Source organism: Demequina sp. NBRC 110056, from assembly GCF_002090155.1.
In the GTDB taxonomy this organism is placed as follows: Bacteria; Actinomycetota; Actinomycetes; order Actinomycetales; family Demequinaceae; genus Demequina.
Genome location: NZ_BBRM01000002.1, coordinates 649,830 through 667,386 on the forward strand (window position 1 = coordinate 649,830; position 17,557 = coordinate 667,386).

Genomic DNA, 17,557 nt, shown 5'->3' on the forward strand with positions numbered 1-17,557 from the left:
GTCTAGGTGACCGGGATCGAGCGGGACGTCGCCTCGAACCCGGCGAGCGCATCGGCGCTGGGCTGCTCGCACAGCCCCGGGAAGGTGGGCACGGCGATGTGGCCGTCCTCGATGACGAACGGCGTCGTCAGGTCCCGCTCGTAGAACCGCGACGACGCGGAGATGTCGCCGGGGAGCGTGAAGCCCGGCAGTGCCGCGAGGGCCGCGTTCGCGCCCCTCGCGAGTCCGGTCTCGAGCATCCCGCCACACCACACGGCGATGCCCGCGGCGCGCGCCAGGTCGTGGATGCGGCGCGACTCGAGGTACCCGCCCACGCGGGAGGGCTTGATGTTGATGACGGCCGCCGCACCCATCGCGATCGCGTCGGCGGCGGACGCGGCCGACACGACCGACTCGTCGAGACACATGGGCGTCGACATCGCGCGCGCGAGCTCGGCGTGCTGACGCAGGTCGTCCTCCGCCAGGGGCTGCTCGATGAGGAGCAGGTCGAACGCGTCGAGCCGGCGCAGGTGCGCGGCGTCGACCAGCGTGTAGGCGGCGTTGGCGTCGACCTGCAGGCCGATCTCGGGGTGCGCCTCGCGCACGGCACGCACCGGTTCGACGTCCCAGCCGGGCTGGATCTTGAGCTTGATGCGCTGGTATCCCTCGTCCAGGTAGCGCCCGACCACATCGAGCAGCGCCGGGATCGAGTCCTGGATCCCGACGGAGACGCCTGACGGCACGCGGTCGCGCGTCACGCCGAGGTACGTGCCGAAGCTCGTGCCCGAGGCCTTGAGCTGGGCATCGAGGAGCGCGGCCTCGAGCGCCGCCTTGGCCATGCGGTGGCCTACGATCGGCTCGAGGTGCGCGGCCGCGGTCTCGGCCGTCAGGGCGCCATCACGCTGCGCGAGGGCGAGGCGCGGCAGGAGGAAGCGCTCCGTCACGTCCATCGCGCCCGCCGCGTACTCCTCGGAGTAGACGGGCTCGGCGAGGGCGCCACACTCGCCCCAGCCGATCACCTCGGCGCCGTCGACCCGCGCCGCGACCTCGACCGCGACCAGCGTGCGTGCCGTCTGCGTCGAGAAGGACGTGGTGAAGGGCGCGACGAGCGGGATGCGCAGCTCTCGCAGCGTGACGGTGTCGATCTGGATCATGGTCTCCCCAGCAGGTAGTGGTGGTCGTGGAAGCCGGTCACGCGCCAGCCGCGGTCGAGCAGCGGCACCATCGCGCCGCGTACGGCGCCGCGCCACCGCGCCGCCTGCGGCGCGTTCGTCGCGCGCAGGGCTTCGATGTCCGGCGGAACGGCGATCGTCAGCACGTCTGCGGTGGGGTCGGGCACGACGGGTCGCGGCTCGCCGTCGCCGTCCGCTCGCAGCGCCGATGCGCTGGTGGGCGCCGGTGCGGTCGTGGCAGACTGTGCGGTCGTGGCGGCCGATGCGGTCGTCGGGTTCGACAGAGTCGTGCCCGTCAGGTCTGGGTCGGCCTCGGCGAGCTCCCGCATCGGGTCACCGTGCGTCGCGCCTCCCGTGGCGACTCTGGTGCCCGCGTCGGGACGAGGACCGCCCGAATCGCTGTCGACGGCCCAGCGCACGAGCAGGCGGTCGCTGCCCTGGCCGGCGTTCACGCCGTCGCTCATGTCGCCGTAGAAGTCGACGAGGTACTCGGCCACGTCGACGCCGAGCCGGGAGAGGTTGAAGGCGGCGTTGCGCGACACGAGCGGGTCGAAGGTCCAGGTGATGGCGCTCAGTCCGAGGTCGTGCGCCCAGGCGCGCTGGTGAAGCTTCATCGCCATGCCGATGCCGCGCCTCTCGGTCCCGGGCGCGACGCCCGCGACGTGCGAGTGGAGGGTCTGCCCCAGCGGCTGCGCGAAGTAGCCGATGCACGCGCCGAGCATGCGCCCCGACTGTCCGCTCGGCGCTTGACGTGAGTCGAAGGCGCCGGCGACGTAGGCACCGCTGTGGCGCAGCGCGATCATCAGCGGCGGCTCGACCGTCGCGGTGCCCCAGATCGAGGCCAGCAGGTCTGCGGCAGCGGCGACCTCGGCCGGCTCGAGCAGGCGGATCTCGACGCCGGCGCGGGCCGCGGCCGCCTCCGCTTCCTCGTGCGCGGTCACGGGGCGGTGCCCGCCGTCGAGGCACTGGCAGAGCCTGTGCCGTGACTCTCCGACGGTGACGGGTCGGGTGCCGATGCGCCCAGCAGGTCCTCGATCACGAGCGCGAGCAGCGCCGTGCGGTGAGCCACGTGCTCGATGAGGACGTGCTCGTCCTCGGCGTGCGCTCCCCCGCCCACGCCGCCGAGCCCGTCGAGCGTCGGCACGCCGATCCCGGCCGTGAAGTTGCCGTCCGAGGCCCCGCCGACGGAGCAGTCCGCGAGGTCGTGGACCCCGGCGGCCGGCGCGGCGCGCTGCGCACGGCCGAAGAGGTCCGCAGCCATCGCGCGCTCGAGCGGCGGTCGGTTGATCCCGCCAGACACCTCGAGCCGCGCGTCGTCGAGCACGGGCTCGAGCTGCCGGATCGCGGCATCGACGCGCTCGAGCTCGGCCGCGGTGCGGGCGCGCACGTCGACGTCGACGGACGCTGCGGCAGGGACGGTGTTGAGCGTCGTGCCGATGCGCCCGGAGGTCGGAGTCACTGTGGTGCCCGCGTCCGGGTCGGCGAGCGCTGCGATCGCGTGGATCTGGTGGGCGAGCTCGATGCCGGCGTTGACGCCTCGCTCGGGCTCGAGCCCGGCATGGGCGGCACGGCCGGTCACGGCGACCGTGTACATCGAGGTGCCCTTGCGCTCGGTCTTGAGCGCGCCGCCGGGGCCCGAGGCCTCGAGCACCAGCACGGCATCCGCCTCCCGGGCCTCCTCCTCGAGCAGGTGACGCGACCGGGTCGACCCGGTCTCCTCATCCCCTGTGACGAGGATCGTCACGTCCGCCACCGCATCGGCCCCCCGCAGTGCGGCGAGGGCCGCGACGGCGTGAGTGGCCTGCACGAGGCCGATCGCCATGTCGAAGCAGCCGGGCCCCCGCAGGAGGCCGCCGTCAGTCGAGAAGGGCAGGCGCGCGAGGGTGCCCAGCGGCCAGACCGTGTCGTGGTGGCCGAGCAGCAGCACCCGCGACGGTCCTCCCGTGCGCCACCGCAGGGTGATGCCTCCGTCGACCTCGATGCGCTGCGGCTCGGACGGCAGGCCCACCTCGGCGAGCCGCGCGCCGAGCACCTCGGCGACGACGTCGGCGCTGCGGGCGTTCGCGGCTGCGTCCTCGGACGGAGACTCGCACTCGATGATGCGGCGCACGTCCTCGAGCATCGCGGGCAGTCGGGCCTGGCAGTCGTCGAGCAGGGTCACCGTGCCATCGTGTCAGATGGCGCGTGACGCGGGTGTTTCGCGCTCCCGGCTAGCGCGGCTCGGTCTCGACTCTGGACTCGAACCCCGCGATGTGGGGCCTGCCACGCGCGATCGCCTCCTGCACCTGTGGAAGTGCGAGCGATGCCTGGTGATCTTCCCGGGAGCGCCAGTGCTCGACGACCCAGACCACGTCAGGGTCCTGGGCGTCCGCGGCGATCGCGTAGAGCACGTTGCCCGGCAGGCCCTCGCTCCCTGCTGTCAGCGCCTCGATCAGCTCTTCGCGGTGGCCGGACACCGCCCGCATCGCTCCGATGAGTCCGTACATGGCATTCCTCCGGGTCGGCTTCCTCTTCAACCGTAGCGGTGACAACGAGCAACCACCTGGGATCGCCGGCCGCGCAGAAGCGACAGCGAGGCACCATCTGGACGCTCAGGCAGGGAAGGCGACGGACGAGGCAGGGTCCCGACCGCGCGGGGTGGGACCAGGATCGCGCGAGGACCCGGGATCCCGACGGCGCGGGGCGGGAGCCCGGGGTGCGCGAGGACCTGGGGTCCCGACCGCGCGGGGTTGGGAGCCCGGCGCCCGGCTAGCACCGCGCACGGCTTGCGCCGCCGCGAGGCTGTCCTGCGCCTAGGACGCGGCGAGGGCCCAGGGGCGGAAGTGCTTCACCCGCGCCCGTGCGGCCTTGCCCTGCTCGACCACGCGGGCCGGAGCGGTGCCGCCGTACCCGTCACGCGCCGCGAGCGAACCCTCCACGGTCAGCACCTCGAGCACGCCCTCGTCGAGCTGCGGGTGGATCTCCCCCAGCTCGTCCGGCGTGAGCTCGTGGAGCTCCTTGCCGCGCTTCTCGCACAGACGCACGCATGCGCCGGCGACCTCGTGCGCCTCGCGGAACGGCACGCCCTTCTTGACCATCCACTCCGCGATGTCGGTCGCGAGCGAGAAGCCCGCCGGGGCGAGCTCGGCCATGCGGTCCGCCTTGATCACGAGCGTGCGCACCATGCCGGCGAACGCGGGCAGCAGCACCTCGAGCGTCTCGACGGCGTCGAAGCCGGGCTCGTGGACCTCCTGGATGTCGCGGTTGTACGCGAGCGGCAGGCCCTTGAGCGTCGCGAGCAGGCCGGTGAGGTCGCCGATGAGGCGCCCCGCCTTGCCGCGTGCGAGCTCCGCGATGTCCGGGTTCTTCTTCTGAGGCATGATGCTCGACCCGGTCGAGTAGGCGTCGTCGAGCCCCGCGAAGCCGAACTCGACGGTCGCCCACGCGATGACCTCCTCGGAGATGCGCGACAGGTCGACGCCGATCATCGCGCTCACCCACAGGAACTCGGCGACGACATCGCGCGAGGCGGTGGCGTCGATCGAGTTCTCCATGGGGCCGGCGAAGCCCAGCTCGTCGGCGACGCCCTGGGGGTCGAGGCCGAGCGTCGAGCCTGCCAGCGCCCCGGCCCCGTACGGCGAGAACGCCGCACGGGCGTCCCAGTCGGTGAGGCGCTCGACGTCGCGCAGCAGCGGCCACGCGTGCGCGAGCAGGTGGTGGCCGATGGTCACCGGCTGCGCGTGCTGGAAGTGGGTGCGCCCCGGCATCGGGTCGTCGAGGTGGCGGTCGGCCTGCGACAGCAGCGCGTCGACCACGTCGAGCAGCTGCGACGCGATGAGCCGGGCGTGACGGCGCAGGTACATGCGGGACAGGGTCGCGATCTGGTCGTTGCGTGAGCGACCGGCACGCAGCTTGCCGCCCACCTCAGCGCCGATGCGCTCGATGAGAATGCGCTCGAGGGCGCCGTGGACGTCCTCGTCGGACGCGGCCGGGCCGAGCCGGCCGGCAGCGTTGTCCTCTCGCATCCGCTCGAGACCGCCCACCATGGTGGAGGCCTCCTCGTCCGTCAGCAGCCCGGCACGCTGCAGGGCGTGCGCGTGCGCGATCGAGCCGCGCAGGTCGTCGTCGGCGTAGCGCCAGTCGAACTGCGTCGACTTGGACAGCGCGGCGAGCGCGTCCGCGGGGCCGCCGGCGAACCGGCCTCCCCACAGAGCCCCTGCAACCGTGGCGCCCTCGACCGTCGCGCTCTCGCTCGTGGCGGGCGTGGCCGCTCCCGACTGACCCGTGCCGGACTGCTCGGACATCCCTATCCCTTCAGGCGCGCCTCGCGCGCGGCGGCCTGCTTCGCGGCGAGGCCGTAGATCTCGATGAAGCCGCGGGCGGCCGACTGGTCGAACGCGTCACCCTCATCGTAGGTCGCGAGGTTGAAGTCGTAGAGGCCAGTGTCGCTGCGGCGCCCGGTCACGGTGGCGCGGCCGCCGTGGAGCACCATGCGGATGTCGCCCGACACGTACTCCTGGGTGTCGACGATGAACGTGTCGAGCGACTTCTTGAGCGGCGAGGACCACATGCCGTCGTAGACGAGCTCGCCCCACTTCTGCTCGATCGAGCGCTTGAAGCGCGCCTGCTCGCGCTCGAGGGTGACGTTCTCGAGCTCGCGGTGCGCCTCGATGAGGGCGACGGCGCCGGGCGCCTCGTACACCTCGCGCGACTTGATGCCCACGAGGCGGTCCTCGACGATGTCGATGCGGCCGATGCCGTGAGCGCCGGCCCGCTTGTTCAGCTGCTCGATCGCCTGCAGCGGGGTCACCTTCGCGCCGTCGATCGCGACGGGGATGCCGCGCTCGAACGTGATGACGACCTCGTCCGGCACCGGCGGGAAGGCCGGGTCGTCCGTGTAGTTGTAGACGTCCTTGGTGGGCGCGTTCCAGATGTCCTCGAGGAAGCCGGTCTCGATGGCGCGACCCCACACGTTCTGGTCGATCGAGAACGGGTTGGACTTGGTGGTCTCGATGGGCAGCTGGTGACGGCCCGCGTACTCGATGGCCTTGTCGCGCGTGAGCGCGAGGTCGCGCACGGGCGCGATGCACTTGAGCTCGGGCGCGATCGAGGTGATGCCCACCTCGAAGCGGACCTGGTCGTTGCCCTTGCCGGTGCAGCCGTGCGCGACGGTCGAGGCGCCGAACTCGTGCGCGGCGGCGACGAGGTGCTTCACGATGACGGGGCGCGACAGGCTCGACACCAGCGGGTACTTGTCCTGGTACAAGCCGTTGGCCTGCAGCGCGGGCATGCAGTACTCCTCCGCGAACTCGTCGCGGGCGTCGGCCACGTAGGCCTCCACCGCGCCGCAGTCGAGCGCTCGCTGACGGATGACCTCGAGGTCCTCGCCGCCCTGGCCGACGTCCACCGCCACGGCGATGACCTCGGCTCCCGTCGCATCGGCGATCCAGCCGATGGCCACGGACGTGTCCAGCCCGCCCGAATACGCGAGCACAACCCTGTCTGTCATGTGTGTTGCTTCCTTGTCTTTCTCGATGCTGCTGTGTGAGAACTCAGTGATGGAACTGTCAGTGGTGGGCCCCGCCGGCCGCCCGGTCGAGGAACTTCTGCGCCAGCCGCATCCCGCCGTCGGGGTCGCGGGTGATGATCATGAGCGTGTCGTCGCCCGCGACGGTGCCGACGATGTCCGCGTCGTCGTGGCTGTCGATCGCGCTCGCGAGGTACTGGGCCGCGCCCGACGGCGTGCGGATCACGGTCAGGTTCGCGGAGCCGTCCGCGCTGAACAGGAGCTCACCGCACAGTCGGGTGAGGCGCTGCTCCGTGTCCTCGCCGGCGGACATCGACTCGCTGGTCGCGTAGACGTGGCCACCGTGGGCGCCGCGGACCTTGACCGCGCCGATGTCGACGAGGTCGCGCGACAGCGTCGCCTGCGTCACGGTGATCCCCTGCGCCTCGAGCCGCACCGCGAGCTCGCCCTGCGAGTGCACGGGCTCAGCCTCGATGAGGCGGCGGATGAGCGCCTGGCGCGCGGCCTTGGTCGCGGGGATGGTCTGCGGCATCATCGCTCCGCCAACCAGCTCAGCACCGCCTTCTGGGCGTGCAGGCGGTACTCGGCCTCGAGCCACACGAGCGACTGCTCGCCGTCGAGGGCCGATGCGGTGATCTCCTTCCCGCGGTACGCGGGCAGGCAGTGGAGGACGTGGGCACCGGGAGCGGCCAGCTCGAGCGAGCTGGCGTTGACCTGGTACGGCGCGAACACGGCCTCGCGCTCGGCCTTCTGGGCCTCGTCACCCATCGACACCCAGGTATCCGTCGCGATGATGTCCGCGCCACGCACGGCCTCGTCGTGGCTGTGGGTGACGGTCACGGATCCGCCGGTGGACTCCGCGATCGCCTCCGCGCGGGCGACGATGTCCGCGTCGGGCAGGTAGCCCTCCGGGGTGCCGATGCGCACGTGCAGCCCGGCGGTCGCGCCGCCCACGAGGTAGGAGTGGGCCATGTTGTTGGCGCCGTCACCCACGTACGCCAGGTCCAGCCCGGCGAGGGAGCTCACCCCACCGCGCGCATCGGCCACGGCGGCGAGGTCGGCAAGGATCTGGCACGGGTGGAACTCGTCCGTGAGGGCGTTGACGACCGGCACCGACGAGTGCGCGGCCATCTCCTCGATGCGGTCCTGGCCATAGGTGCGCCACACGATGGCGCTGACCTGACGCTCGAGGACGCGGGCGGTGTCCGCCACGGACTCCCCACGGCCCATCTGCGAGGTGGAGGCGTCGATGACGAGCGGGTAGCCGCCCAGCTCGGCGACGCCCGCGGAGAACGACACCCGCGTGCGGGTGGAGTGCTTGTCGAAGATGATCGCGACGGCCTTGGGGCCGACGAACGGCTGAACCTTGTAGCGATCCTTGCGCAGCTCGAGCGCGAGCTCGAGGATCTCGCGCTGCTCCGCTGGCGTGACGTCGTCGTCGCGCAGGAAGTGACGCGTCATGACTCGCCGCCCTTCTCGAGGTCCGGGGTCAGAGGGTGGGCCGCGAGGTAGCCCTCGAGCCACGTCAGGAAGGTGTCCGCCTCCGCCTTGGTGAGGGTGAGTGCGGGCACGAGACGGAGCGTGTCGAGCGACGGCGGGTTGACGATGAAGCCCGAGGCCACGGCGGCCTGGGCGATCTCTGCCGACTGCGGCGCCGCGAGGCCGATGCCGAGCAGCAGCCCCTCGCCACGCACCTCGACCACGCCGTCCATCGCCTCGAGCCGCTCACGCAGGTGGGCTCCGACGGTCTTGACGTTGGCGATGAGGTCCTCGTCCTCGATGACGCGCAAGGTCGCAAGGGCCGCGGCGGCGGCGAGCGGGTTGCCGCCGAAGGTGGTGCCGTGCTCGCCCTTGCCGAGCATCGAGCCCGGCCCCTCGCCGAACGCGATGACCGCGCCCACGGGGAAGCCGCCGCCGAGTCCCTTCGCGAGGGTCATGACGTCGGGCTGGATGCCGTGGAGCTGGTGCGCGAACCAGGCACCGGTGCGCGCGACGCCCGTCTGGACCTCGTCGAGGATCAGCAGAGCCTCGTGCCGGCGGGTGAGCGCGCGGGCGAGCGCGAGGTAGGCGTGCGAGAGCGGGATGACGCCGGCCTCGCCCTGGATCGGCTCGAGCACGATCGCGGAGAGGTCGCCCGCGGCCGCGGAGACGGCCTCGGCGAGCGCCTGCTCGTCGTTCGGCGGGACGAACACCACATCGCCGATGAGCGGCGCGAAGGGGGCGCGGTACGCCTCCTTGTGGGTGAGCGCGAGCGCACCCGTGGAGCGGCCGTGGAAGCCGCCCTCGAGCGCGATGATGGTGCCCTTGCCCGTCTTGCGGGCCATCTTGATCGCGGCCTCGTTGGCCTCGGTGCCCGAGTTCGCGAAGAACACCCGCGAGCCCGACGGCGCGTGGGCGAGGTCGAGCAGCCGCTCGGCGAGGGCGATCTGCGGCTCGGTCGCGAAGAAGTTGGAGGTGTGCGACAGCGTCGCGGCCTGGTGCGCGATCGCCTCGACCCAGGCGGGGTGGCCATGGCCGAGCGCGTTGACGGCGATGCCGCCCAGGAGGTCGAGGTAGCGGTTGCCGTCCGCGTCCCAGACGTACGAGCCCTCTCCCCGGGTCAGCATGCGCATCGGCACGCCGAACGTGCCCATGAGCGAGTGGCCGTAGCGCTGGAGCGCGACGGCGCCCTTCTCGAGGCCGGCCTCGCCGTGGCTGAACAGGTCGCTCATGTCAGCCCCACAGGTCCACGTCGTCGGGCCGGACCATGGTGCCGATGCCGGAGGTCGTGAAGATCTCGGTGAGGATCGAGTGCGGCTCGCGGCCGTCGATGATGTGCGCCTGGGGCACGCCTCCGCGCACGGCGCGCAGGCACGCCTCCATCTTGGGCACCATGCCGGACGCGAGCGAGGGCAGCAGCTTCTCGACGTCGGTCGCGTGGATGCGGCGCACGAGCGAGTCGCGGTCGGGCCAGTTCGCGTACAGGCCCTCGACGTCGGTGAGCATGATGAGCTTGCGGGCGCGCAGCGCGACGGCGATCGCCGCGGCCGCGGTGTCCGCGTTGACGTTGAGAACCGTCGTGGGGTCGTCCATGTCGGGCGCGACCGTGCTGACCACGGGGATGCGGCCGGCGTCGATGATGTCCTGCACGGCGGCGGGGTTGACCTTGATGACGTCGCCGACCTGGCCGACGTCGACGAGCTTGCCGTCGATCTCCGCGTGGCGGCGCTTGGCCTGCAGCAGGCCCGCGTCCTCGCCCGACAGGCCCACCGCGAGGGGACCGTGGTCGTTGATGAGGCCCACGAGCTCGCGCGACACGGAGCCGGTGAGCACCATGCGGACCACGTCCATCGCCTCGGGCGTGGTGACCCGGAGGCCGCCGCGGAACTCGGACTCGATGCCGAGCTTGGTGAGCATCTCCGAGATCTGCGGGCCGCCGCCGTGCACGACGACCGGGTACAGGCCGAGAAGTCGCAGGTGGACGATGTCCTGGGCGAAGGCGGCCTTGAGGGTGTCGTCGACCATGGCGTTGCCGCCGTACTTGATGACGACGGTCGCGCCCTTGAAGGACTCGATCCACGGCATGGCGTCGATGAGGACGCCCACCTTCTGGGACGGGGTGAGGTCGGGATAGTCGATGTCGTGTGTCATGAGGAGTACGCGCTGTTCTCGTGGACGTAGTCGTGGGTGAGGTCGTTGGTCCAGACGGTCGCCGAGGCGTCGCCCGCCTTGAGGTCGACGACGACCTGGACCTCGCGGCCCGTGAGGTCGACGAGGTCGCGGTCGTCGCCCACGCCGGCGTCGCGGCACACCTGCACGCCGTTGACGACGACGTCGATGGTGCGCGGGTCGTACGGGGCGACCGCCTCGGGGACGGTGCCCGCGGCCGAGATGATCCGGCCCCAGTTGGGGTCGTTGCCGAAGATCGCGGTCTTGAAGAGGTTCGAGCGGGTGATCGCGCGGGCGACGGCCTCGGCCGCGGCCTCGGTGGTCGCGTTCTCGACGGTCACCGCGATGTCGTGGGCCGCGCCCTCGGCGTCCGCCACCAGCTGGCGGGACAGGCTCGCCAGCACGTCGGTGAGCTCGGCCTCGAACGCGCTCGCGTCGGGTGCCGACCCCGACGCGCCTGAGGCGAGCAAGAGCACGGTGTCGTTGGTCGACATGCACCCGTCGGAGTCGACCCGGTTGAGGGTGCGGGAGACGGCCGATGCGAGGGCCGCCTTGGCCGTGGCCGCGTCGATCTGCGCGTCGGTGGTGACGACGCACAGCATGGTCGCCATGCCGGGAGCGAGCATGCCCGCGCCCTTGGCCATGCCGCCGACGGTCCAGCCGTCCCGGCCGGCCACGGCGGTCTTCGACACGGAGTCGGTGGTCATGATGCCCTCGGCGGCGTCCTGGCCGCCGTCGGCGCTGAGCCCGGCGATCGCGGCATCCGCTCCGGCGAGCAGCGTGTCCATCGGCAGGCGCACGCCGATCAGGCCCGTGGAGCAGACGGCGACATCGCCAGAGGCGACGTCGCGGCCGGTGGCCTGCAGCGCGGTCGCGAGGTACTCCGCCGTGCGGTGCGTGTCCGCGAAGCCCTCGGGGCCGGTGCACGCGTTCGCGCCGCCGGAGTTGAGGACCACGGCGTCGACGCGGCCGTCCGAGGCGACCTCGCGCGACCAGGTGACGGGCGCCGCCTCGATGCGGTTGGTCGTGAAGACGCCCGCGGCGACCTTCACGGGGCCGTCGTTCACGACGACGGTGACGTCCTTGGCGCCGGTGGACTTGATCCCGGCGGCGACACCTGCGGCGACGAAGCCCTGTGCTGCGGTGACGCTCACGGTGCGACTCCCAACGTCTGCAGGCCCGTGGTCTCGTGGACTCCCAAGGCGAGGTTCATCGACTGCAGCGCCGCGCCAGCGGTGCCCTTGACGAGGTTGTCGATCGCGCTGATGACGACGACGCGGCCTGCCTTGGCGTCGACCGTGACCTGGACCAGGCATGTGTTCGCACCGAGCGTGGCCGCGGTCGTGGGCCACTGCCCCTCGGGCAGCAGGTGGACGAACGGCTCGTCGGCGTAGGCGGTCTCCCAGGCGGCGCGCACCTGCTCGGCGTCGACGCCGGCGGCCAGCGGCGCTGTCACGGTCGCGAGGATGCCGCGAGCCATCGGCACGAGCGTGGGGGTGAAGCTGATCCGCACGTCGTCGCCACCCGCGCTGGTGAGGTTCTGCACGATCTCCGGGATGTGGCGGTGCACTCCCCCGACGCCGTACGGGCTCACCGCGCCCAGGCCCTCGGAGGCGAGCAGGTTGGTCGCGAGCTTCTTGCCGGCGCCCGAGTAGCCGTTCGCGAGCACCGCGACGATGTCGGTGGGGTCCACCACACCGGCCGAGATGCCCGGCTGGAGACCGAGCGTGACGGCGGTGACGTTGCAGCCGGGCACGGCGATGCGCCGGGATCCGGGGAGGTTGTCCCGCTGGCGGCCGTCGGCCGTGATGAGCTCGGGCATGCCGTAGGGCCACGTCCCGGCGTGCTCGCCGCCGTAGTACTCGGCCCAGGCCTCGGCGCTCGCGAGCCGGTGGTCGGCGCCGCAGTCGATCACGAGCGTCTCCGGCGGAAGCTGGGCGGCGATCTCGCCGCTCGCTCCGTGCGGGAGGGCCAGCACCACCACGTCGTGACCGGCGAGCGTGTCCGCCGAGGTCTCCACGATGGTGCGATCGGCGAGGGTGCGCAGGTGGGGCTGGTGCAGGCCCAGCACATCGCCTGCGCTCGAGTGCGCGGTGAGCGCGCCGAACTGCACGTCCGGGTGCTCGCTGAACACTCGGAGCACCTCACCGCCCACGTATCCGGACGCTCCAGAGACTGCCACAGAGATCGTCATGTGCATAACTATACATGCATCGGAATGCGACGGCGCATCGGCGCTACAGGCCCGGCACCAGGCGCGACGTCCGCGCCGGTGCAAGGATGGGCGTCATGAAGGCGATCGTCGTGACCGAGACCGGAGACCCGCAGGTGATGAGCCTGACCGACGTGCCCGACCCGCGCATCGGCCCCGCGCAGGTTCTCGTGGACGTCGCGGCATGCGGCGTCAACTACATCGACACGTACCAGCGTTCCGGCACCTATACGGTGCAGACGCCGTTCACCCCGGGCCTCGAGGGTGCCGGCGTCGTTGCGGCGGTCGGCGCGGATGTCGACTGGGCGGCTCCCGGCGACCGCGTCGCCTGGTGCTCGACGGCGGGCTCCTACGCCGAGCGTGTCACGCTCAGCCGCGAGGACTGCTACCGGGTGCCCGAAGCCGTGGACCTCGACGTCGCCGCCGCGCTCATGCTCCAGGGCCTCACTGCGCACTACCTGAGCGCGTCCTCGTTCCCGCTGCATCCCGGCCAGACGGCCCTGGTGCATGCGGGCGCCGGTGGCGTGGGCCTGCTGCTCACGCAGCTTGCGGTGGCGCGGGGCGCTCGCGTCATCACCACCGTGTCGAGCGACGAGAAGGAGCAGCTATCGAGGGCGGCCGGCGCCGCGGACGTGATCCGCTACGAGCGCTTCCGTGACATGGCCAGCGAGCTGCCACGCGCGGTGCGCGAGCTCACCGACGGCGTTGGCGTGGAGGTGGTCTACGACGGCGTGGGTGCATCGACGTTCGACGGGTCGCTCGACTCGCTCGCCGTGCGCGGCACGATGGTGCTGTTCGGCGGCGCGTCGGGCCAAGTGCCGGACTTCAATCTCCAGCGCCTCAACCGCGGAGGATCCCTGTCGATCACGCGCCCCTCGATGGGCCACTTCCTGCGCACGGACGAGGAGCGCGCGTGGCGCGCGGGCGACCTGTTCTCCGCGGTCGCGGCGGGAGAGCTCGACGTGCGCATCGGCGCCACGTTCCCGTTGGCAGAGGCCGTCGCCGCCCACGAGGCCCTGCAGGGCCGTCGCACCACGGGCAAGGTGCTGCTTCACCCCTGATCACGACACGGAAGCGACGCGATCCCGACACGCGCCCGACATACTTCCACGGCACAATGGCGCCATGCAGAATCTCCGTCTCCGCGTGATGCGTGACAGCGACCTCGAGCAGGTGCTCGCGCTCAACACGGCGGCCTACCCTGCGGTGAACACGCTGGAAGAGGACGAGATGCGTGCGCTCATCGGGTGGTGCGACGTGGCGCTGGTCGCGCTCGGCCGTGACGGCACGGTCATCGCGTTCCTGTTGAGCCTCGGCTCGGGCCAGCCGTACACGTCGGAGAACTACCGGTGGTTCGAGGCGCGCGGCGTGCGTCATCAGTACATCGACCGCATCGTCGTCGGCGAGGCCGCTCGGGGCACCGGCGTGGGACGCGCGATGTACGAGTCGGTCTTCGAGCGCGCCCGCGAGCGCGGCGCCACGGAGGTGACCGCCGAGGTCAACGTGCGTCCCGCCAACCCGCGGTCGATCGCCTTCCACGAGCACCTGGGCTTCCGTCAGCTGTCCGAACAGGAGACCAAGGACGGCGCCGTGCGTGTGGCGCTGCTCGCACGTCCGGTCGACGGGCTGCTGTAGCGCGCAGTCGAGCTCTCGCGGCGCTGCTCGCACGTCCCGTCGAAGGGCTGCTCCCGCGAGACCAGCCCGGACGCTGCCCGCACGGACCGTCGACTGGTTGCCGTAGCGCGGGCGTCCGTGCCTCCGCTGAGGACGCCTACTCGGCCGCGACGCGCGTCGCGGGCGCCGTCTCGGGTGCCTCAGGCTCGCCTGCAGCGGTGGCGAGGTCATCGCAGACGCCGATCTCGCAGTCGTCAGCACCCCCTGCGGGGAATGTCGCCGCGGAGGCCTGTCCCTGGCGGGCAGCGAACACTGCCGCTGCCTCCTCGAGCTCGGTCTCGATGTCGACGATCTGCCACAGCGCGTACAGCAACGTCCGCGGCTGCACCGTCAGCCGCCGTGCGGTAGCACGCACGAGGGGCATCACGTCCGCATCGGTGAGCGCGTCGCCCTCGTCGCCGAGGAGCCGACGCAGGTAGCCCACGACGAGCGGCCCGGGAGCGTGCTCGGCCTGCATCATCGTCGAGATCGCCTCGGAGCTCACTCCCCCGAGCCCCCGGACGCGCTGGAGTGCGCCGTCGATCGCGCGAGCGTCGTCGCCGGTGGCCTCGCGATAGTCGCGGGCGGTCCGCACGCCTTCCGCGGCGAGCACCCGGGCCGCATCGTGGATCACTGCGGCGCGCATGCGCGGCACGCCCAGGACGCGAGTCGTCCCCCAGGCGGGTCCCAACATGGGAGCGAGCTGCTCGACGGGGATGTCTGCGAGCTCGTGGAGATCGTCGAGCATGCGCCCTGGCCTCGCCATCATGTACGAGCCCGCCACCTCCTCGGCGGTGGCCTGCGGCAGCTGCGCGGCGAACACGCCGGCGATGACCGCGAGCTCCGCCTGATCCGGGTAGCCCCAGGGCGCGCTCTCGCGCCAGCCTCGCGGCAGCTCCGGCGACAGCGCGCGCTGCACGATGATCCCCCAGTCATCCCTCACCTGCGCCACGGTAGCGCGCGTGCGGCGACTCCGAAAGGCTCTTCCAGCTCGCCTTCGGATCCGCTTGCCCGACGTTTCTGGACAAGCGCCGCAAAGCGCCCAACGAACATGCGCTATCGCACATCGAGAGCCTGCGGGAGTCTCGACGAGGTGGCGCGGGAACGGTCGCGCAGCCGAGGTGCACGCGGCGTGCCCATGGCCGGGAGCACTGCCTTGTCGGCACACGAACGACGGTCGGGGCGACCGCGGCCGAACGGCTCCCCCGCACGTCCCCGCAGCACAACGAGACGGCGAGGCCTGGCTCCATGGGCGACCGCCGTAGGCTCGGGGCATGCGGATCCTGATCGTCGGCGGCACCGGTCTCATCTCGTCCGAGCTCGCGCAGCTCGCCGTGCAGGCGGGCGACAGCGTGACGCTCGTCAACCGCGGCCGCAGCGCCGCCGCGCCACCTCCGGCAGGCGCGCACGTGATGCACGCCGACGCCACCGATGCCGCGGTCCTGCGGTCAGCGTTGCGTGGGATGCGCCTGCGCGGCGAGCGCTTCGACGCCGTCATCCAGTTCGTGGCCTTCGGGCCCGAGCACGTCGCCGAGGACGTGGAGACCTTCGCACCGCTGACGGACCGCTATGTCCTCATCGCGACGAGCGCCTCGTACCGCACGGCCGACAGGCTCGCCCCCACCACCGAGGACACCCCGCAGGAGAACCTCTACTGGGAGTACGCGCGCCTCAAGCAGGCGGGCGAAGAGGTGCTGCGGGAGCGGGCCGCGAGCGCCGGGCTGCCCTACGTCATCGTCCGCCCTGCTCACACCTACGGCCCCTCGAAGATCCCGGGCTTCACCGCCAACTCCCGCCTGCCGTGGACCCTGGTCGACCGGATGCGCCGCGGCGCCGACATCGTCATCCCCGGCGACGGCACGTCGCTGTGGACCCTCACCCACGCGCGCGACCTCGCCGCTGGCGTGCACGGGCTTCTCAGCAGCGCCGATGCGCTCGGCCGTGCCGTCCACGTCACCTCGGACGAGGCGCTCACCTGGAACGCCATCTATGCGGAGATCGCTGCCGCCGCGGGCGTCGACGCCGAGCGCTACGAGCTCCAGCGCGTCTGCGTCCCCTCGGACGCGCTCGTCGCCGCGGCGCCGTCCCAAGCCGGCTCGATCTATGGCGACAAGATGCACCCCGCCGTCTACGACACGTCGCTCATCAAGTCCCTCGTGCCGGGGTGGTCAGCGCAGATCCCGTTCGAGCAGGGCATCCGCGAGGCGATCGCCTGGTTCGAGGCCGACCCCGACCGCCAGCAGGTCGACGCCGACGCGAACGCGATGCTCGACCGGGTCGCTGCGATCTACCGCGGCGCGCTGCGCGAGGCGGGACGCGAGGACTCGGCGCGACCGTAGGACGCGGCGCGGCTGCCGCAGTCCGCTCGGGGCCGGAATCGTCGGAAGGAAACCCCACGGCGCGGCACCACGGGGACTCCGAGCTAGCGTACGACCCTCGTCGCGCCCGGAGAGGGTGACGTAACGGACAGCGGCGACTACCGTTGGTGGTGACGCGCCCCGAAGCCCACGAGGCGCGCACGGCAGAGCCTCGGGGGTGGCGATGTCCAGGGTGTTCGTGGCGACCGCCGTCGTGACGGCGGTCGTGATGCTCGCGACCGCGTGCATCCCGTCGGGCCCCGACGAGTCCAGCGAGCCCGAGCCCGTCACGGCAGGCGACCTCGCCACGCACTCCCCTGACGCCACGGCCACCGGCACGGCGACGTCCACCCCAGCGAGCGCATCGGCGACGGCGAGGGAACCTGCCCCGCCGACGAGCCCTGACTCAGGCGCCACCTCCGGCCCTGACACCACCGCTCGTGCGGACGACCTCGACTGCCCTACCTACGACGACGGGCTCGACTGGGACTACGTCGCCGTCGACAGCCACCGGTTCGGGTCGATCTGCGTCGGCATGACCTTCGCTGAGGCAAGCGCGTCCGCGCCAGGGCCCGCCGTCGAGGGCGAGGAGATGTGCCCGTGGCTGGCGACCGTCGTGGACGCCGACCCGCTCTACATCCACGCCATCACGTCTCCCGTCGATCCCGATGGCCCCATCCGCTTCTTCCACATGATCTACCTCGACGACCCTGCCGCGGCCTCGCCTCATGACGTGCCGGCGACCGCCGAAGGCGTGGGCATCGGCTCGCCTGCGGCAGACCTGGCCGCCGCCTACCCCACAGCCCGCGAGGTCACCCAGGACGACCCGTCGCGCGGCACCCGCCAGCAGGTGGTGGTCGAGGAAGCCGATGCGCACCACTACGTGTTCGACATCGTGGACGGCGTCGTGGCCGAGGTGACGTGGGGCACGGGGCTCTCCGGCGGCATCGCGGGCGAGCTGTGCGCGCTGTGAGCTGTGGAGTCACAGAGCCGCAGAGCCGCGCGCCGCACAGTCAGAGCGCCACTGAGC

17 protein-coding genes are annotated in these 17,557 nt (G+C 71.9%); 4 read left to right on the forward strand and 13 right to left on the reverse strand.

Translation table 11 applies throughout. The features are described from left to right. Positions 1–2: 2 nt before the first annotated feature. From menC to argC, 12 genes are all read right to left on the reverse strand, one after another. Entirely contained in the window at positions 3–1,130 is a 1,128-nt protein-coding gene (menC, locus tag B7K25_RS03030; RefSeq protein WP_084104517.1) for an o-succinylbenzoate synthase, read from the reverse strand. Further along, positions 1,130–2,092 carry a hypothetical protein gene (locus B7K25_RS03035; protein ID WP_084104071.1) on the reverse strand — a complete coding sequence of 321 codons (963 nt, stop codon included), beginning with the start codon at positions 2,090–2,092 and terminating at the stop codon, positions 1,130–1,132. The genes menC and B7K25_RS03035 overlap by 1 nt, the downstream gene beginning before the upstream one ends. Beyond that, the gene (locus B7K25_RS03040; protein ID WP_234988053.1) at positions 2,089–3,312 is read right to left on the reverse strand and encodes a M20/M25/M40 family metallo-hydrolase; all 1,224 of its coding nucleotides are present in this window, start codon (positions 3,310–3,312) and stop codon (positions 2,089–2,091) included. Before B7K25_RS03040 ends, B7K25_RS03035 begins: the two co-directional genes overlap by 4 nt. Before the next feature lie 49 nt (positions 3,313–3,361). Further along, complete coding sequence (locus tag B7K25_RS03045) at positions 3,362–3,637, reverse strand: putative quinol monooxygenase (protein ID WP_084104073.1); 276 nt, start codon at positions 3,635–3,637, stop codon at positions 3,362–3,364. A 306-nt stretch (positions 3,638–3,943) separates the two neighbouring features. Beyond that, a complete protein-coding gene (gene argH, locus B7K25_RS03050; protein ID WP_084104075.1) occupies positions 3,944–5,434 on the reverse strand; it encodes an argininosuccinate lyase in 1,491 nt (496 codons plus the stop codon). Positions 5,435–5,436: 2 nt separating this feature from the next. After that, positions 5,437–6,639: an argininosuccinate synthase gene (locus B7K25_RS03055; RefSeq protein ID WP_084104077.1), complete on the reverse strand. Its 1,203-nt coding sequence runs from the start codon at positions 6,637–6,639 to the stop codon at positions 5,437–5,439. A gap of 58 nt (positions 6,640–6,697) precedes the next feature. Then, positions 6,698–7,192: an arginine repressor gene (gene argR / locus B7K25_RS03060; protein WP_084104079.1), complete on the reverse strand. Its 495-nt coding sequence runs from the start codon at positions 7,190–7,192 to the stop codon at positions 6,698–6,700. Continuing rightward, the gene (gene argF / locus B7K25_RS03065; protein ID WP_084104081.1) at positions 7,189–8,118 is read right to left on the reverse strand and encodes an ornithine carbamoyltransferase; all 930 of its coding nucleotides are present in this window, start codon (positions 8,116–8,118) and stop codon (positions 7,189–7,191) included. Before argF ends, argR begins: the two co-directional genes overlap by 4 nt. Beyond that, the gene (locus B7K25_RS03070) at positions 8,115–9,368 is read right to left on the reverse strand and encodes an acetylornithine transaminase (RefSeq protein WP_084104083.1); all 1,254 of its coding nucleotides are present in this window, start codon (positions 9,366–9,368) and stop codon (positions 8,115–8,117) included. Before B7K25_RS03070 ends, argF begins: the two co-directional genes overlap by 4 nt. Position 9,369: 1 nt before the next feature. Beyond that, positions 9,370–10,287 carry an acetylglutamate kinase gene (gene argB, locus B7K25_RS03075; protein WP_084104085.1) on the reverse strand — a complete coding sequence of 306 codons (918 nt, stop codon included), beginning with the start codon at positions 10,285–10,287 and terminating at the stop codon, positions 9,370–9,372. Next, positions 10,284–11,459 carry a bifunctional glutamate N-acetyltransferase/amino-acid acetyltransferase ArgJ gene (argJ, locus tag B7K25_RS03080; protein ID WP_084104087.1) on the reverse strand — a complete coding sequence of 392 codons (1,176 nt, stop codon included), beginning with the start codon at positions 11,457–11,459 and terminating at the stop codon, positions 10,284–10,286. Before argJ ends, argB begins: the two co-directional genes overlap by 4 nt. Then, on the reverse strand, positions 11,456–12,505 hold the full coding sequence (gene argC, locus B7K25_RS03085; protein ID WP_084104089.1) for an N-acetyl-gamma-glutamyl-phosphate reductase: 1,050 nt from the start codon (positions 12,503–12,505) through the stop codon (positions 11,456–11,458). Before argC ends, argJ begins: the two co-directional genes overlap by 4 nt. Before the next feature lie 89 nt (positions 12,506–12,594). On the opposite strand from argC, the gene B7K25_RS03090 reads away from it, so the two are divergent. Both B7K25_RS03090 and B7K25_RS03095 read left to right on the forward strand, forming a co-directional pair. Beyond that, the gene (locus B7K25_RS03090) at positions 12,595–13,578 is read left to right on the forward strand and encodes a quinone oxidoreductase (protein WP_084104091.1); all 984 of its coding nucleotides are present in this window, start codon (positions 12,595–12,597) and stop codon (positions 13,576–13,578) included. A gap of 64 nt (positions 13,579–13,642) precedes the next feature. Beyond that, positions 13,643–14,152 carry a GNAT family N-acetyltransferase gene (locus tag B7K25_RS03095; RefSeq protein WP_084104093.1) on the forward strand — a complete coding sequence of 170 codons (510 nt, stop codon included), beginning with the start codon at positions 13,643–13,645 and terminating at the stop codon, positions 14,150–14,152. 136 nt (positions 14,153–14,288) lie between these two features. Here the strand turns inward: B7K25_RS03095 and B7K25_RS03100 are convergent, their stop codons facing one another. After that, complete coding sequence (locus tag B7K25_RS03100; protein WP_144018813.1) at positions 14,289–15,113, reverse strand: hypothetical protein; 825 nt, start codon at positions 15,111–15,113, stop codon at positions 14,289–14,291. Positions 15,114–15,444: 331 nt separating this feature from the next. Between B7K25_RS03100 and B7K25_RS03105 the strand changes: the two genes are divergently transcribed. Next, the gene (locus tag B7K25_RS03105; RefSeq protein WP_084104097.1) at positions 15,445–16,509 is read left to right on the forward strand and encodes an NAD-dependent epimerase/dehydratase family protein; all 1,065 of its coding nucleotides are present in this window, start codon (positions 15,445–15,447) and stop codon (positions 16,507–16,509) included. Between the two features lie 202 nt (positions 16,510–16,711). Continuing rightward, positions 16,712–17,500, forward strand: coding sequence for a hypothetical protein (locus B7K25_RS03110; protein WP_084104099.1), 789 nt, complete (start codon positions 16,712–16,714; stop codon positions 17,498–17,500). Positions 17,501–17,557: the final 57 nt, after the last annotated feature.

Excerpts from the sequence above, each read along its gene's own strand:
- B7K25_RS03070 (WP_084104083.1), bottom strand. The coding sequence starts at position 9,368 with ATGAGCGACCTGTTCAGCCACGGCGAGGCCGGCCTCGAGAAGGGCGCC.
- B7K25_RS03055 (WP_084104077.1), bottom strand. The coding sequence starts at position 6,639 with ATGACAGACAGGGTTGTGCTCGCGTATTCGGGCGGGCTGGACACGTCC.
- argF (WP_084104081.1), bottom strand. The coding sequence starts at position 8,118 with ATGACGCGTCACTTCCTGCGCGACGACGACGTCACGCCAGCGGAGCAG.
- argR (WP_084104079.1), bottom strand. The coding sequence starts at position 7,192 with ATGATGCCGCAGACCATCCCCGCGACCAAGGCCGCGCGCCAGGCGCTC.
- argB (WP_084104085.1), bottom strand. The coding sequence starts at position 10,287 with ATGACACACGACATCGACTATCCCGACCTCACCCCGTCCCAGAAGGTG.
- B7K25_RS03105 (WP_084104097.1), top strand. The coding sequence starts at position 15,445 with ATGCGGATCCTGATCGTCGGCGGCACCGGTCTCATCTCGTCCGAGCTC.
- argC (WP_084104089.1), bottom strand. The coding sequence starts at position 12,505 with ATGCACATGACGATCTCTGTGGCAGTCTCTGGAGCGTCCGGATACGTG.
- B7K25_RS03110 (WP_084104099.1), top strand. The coding sequence starts at position 16,712 with ATGTCCAGGGTGTTCGTGGCGACCGCCGTCGTGACGGCGGTCGTGATG.
- B7K25_RS03095 (WP_084104093.1), top strand. The coding sequence starts at position 13,643 with ATGCAGAATCTCCGTCTCCGCGTGATGCGTGACAGCGACCTCGAGCAG.
- argH (WP_084104075.1), bottom strand. The coding sequence starts at position 5,434 with ATGTCCGAGCAGTCCGGCACGGGTCAGTCGGGAGCGGCCACGCCCGCC.
- B7K25_RS03045 (WP_084104073.1), bottom strand. The coding sequence starts at position 3,637 with ATGTACGGACTCATCGGAGCGATGCGGGCGGTGTCCGGCCACCGCGAA.
- B7K25_RS03090 (WP_084104091.1), top strand. The coding sequence starts at position 12,595 with ATGAAGGCGATCGTCGTGACCGAGACCGGAGACCCGCAGGTGATGAGC.